Below are 1,697 nucleotides of genomic sequence, written 5' to 3' on the forward strand. Positions count from 1 at the left end.
ACCAATGGTATTTAGATAATCTATACCCTTAGTTAGTCTTAAGGGTCTAACAAAAAGATTACAAAAGCCTTGACTTTTAAGCTGGAATCTGCGGCCGCTCTCATTACTGATATTATTGTGAGGTAATGAGAGCGGCCTTTGAATTAGAAATTAAAATTTTTCTAATTCAGGAGGCACATACCTATGTTCCATTTAAAACTTAAAGATACTCTTAAGCATTCTATAGCAACGGTTACATCGCATATGGATTCCTTTGTTTATAATCCGGGACACGATTATTCTCGTATACGAAAACTTTCCCCAGATCATGTTATTTCGTTCCTTATTTCTCAAGGTGCTTCATCCACGAAATGCGAATTTCTGGATTTCTTTCAAATGTCAGAGGATCTCCCTTCTATATCTGCCCTAAATCAAAGGCGTTCCCAAATGATGCCAGAGGCTCTGGAAGCTGTATTCCATGAGTTTACTTCTTCTTCCGAAAAGCTTGAACTTTCAAAGCAGGAACAGCAGTATCAATACATTGCTGCTGATGGTTCTACTACTTCTTTTTTCAGCTTTTCAAAGTATTCGTCTGATGATTATTTTATCTCAGAAGGACATTCTGCCTCCGGCTTTTACAGCATACACATTAATGCCTTTTATGACATAAATAAACGGATCTATACCGATGCCATTCTTCAGTCTGCACACAAAAAAGATGAGTTCCTTGCTTTTTGCCAGCTTGTAGACAGACATATCCCTCACCCGGATCAAAGAACTATTTTTATCGGGGACAGAGGGTATTGCTCTTATAACAACATGGCTCACGTGATCGAAAAAGAACAGTATTTTGTTTTTCGTACAAAAGACATTACAAGCAAAGGGTTGATTGGGAACTTTGTTTTTCCGGATTCTGATACATTTGATATAACTGTTGACGTAACTCTTACGAGATCCCATCGTAAATCTATAAAAATCAAAGATGGTTTTTACCGAAGATATGTTGACCAGGCAGCTTCTTTTGACTACATAAAATATGGCTCAGAAGATACTTATGATCTGACTTTTCGGATCGTACGGTTTCCAATATCAGAAGATACTTATGAATGCCTTGTGACAAATCTTCCGGAAAAAAACTTTCCTGTTGAAAAGCTTAAAGAAATCTATAATTCCAGATGGGGGATCGAATCCTCTTTTCGAAAATTGAAATATACGATTGGATTAAGTCATTATCACAGCTATAAACCTGATTTTATAAAACAGGAAATATGGGCGAAGTTTATCGCTTATAATGCCACGGAACTTCTTGTTGCTCATACTGTAGTCGTTCATGGGAAACGTAAATATTCCTATAAAGTAAACTTTACGCTTGCTGCACATATATGCAGAATCTATCTCCGTCTCCACACGGAGACAGATTCCATAAATGTGATGGCACTGTTACAAAAGGAATTAGTCCCGATCCGCTGCGATCGACAATTCCCAAGGCTTAAAACGGCTCATTTCAGAAAACCCAAATATCTGATATACCGTGTTTCCTAAACAGTATCATCAACTGATAGTATATCACTTTTTCAAGCAGATGAAAATCTGCTTATTTGTCGTTGGCAAAACGAACAAGAATTTAACCATTTTCATATTTCATAAATTTTTCAAGGCATTTCTTTTTAAATGTCAAGTAATCTCCGGAATATGCTTTATTTATCTAAATACCATTG

General features: G+C 36.5%; 1 protein-coding gene. It reads left to right on the top strand.

Annotated features, from left to right (window positions below):
• Positions 1-183 precede the first annotated feature (183 nt).
• Positions 184-1,521, top strand: coding sequence for an IS4 family transposase (locus I4V44_RS17350; RefSeq protein ID WP_196003017.1), 1,338 nt, complete (start codon positions 184-186; stop codon positions 1,519-1,521).
• Positions 1,522-1,697 lie beyond the last annotated feature (176 nt).

This window comes from Blautia sp. 1001283B150304_161114_C9 (assembly GCF_015668165.1).
GTDB lineage: Bacteria > Bacillota > Clostridia > Lachnospirales > Lachnospiraceae > Blautia_A > Blautia_A wexlerae.

Coding starts and splice junctions, on each gene's coding strand:
- I4V44_RS17350 (WP_196003017.1), top strand. CDS start 184: ATGTTCCATTTAAAACTTAAAGATACTCTTAAGCATTCTATAGCAACG.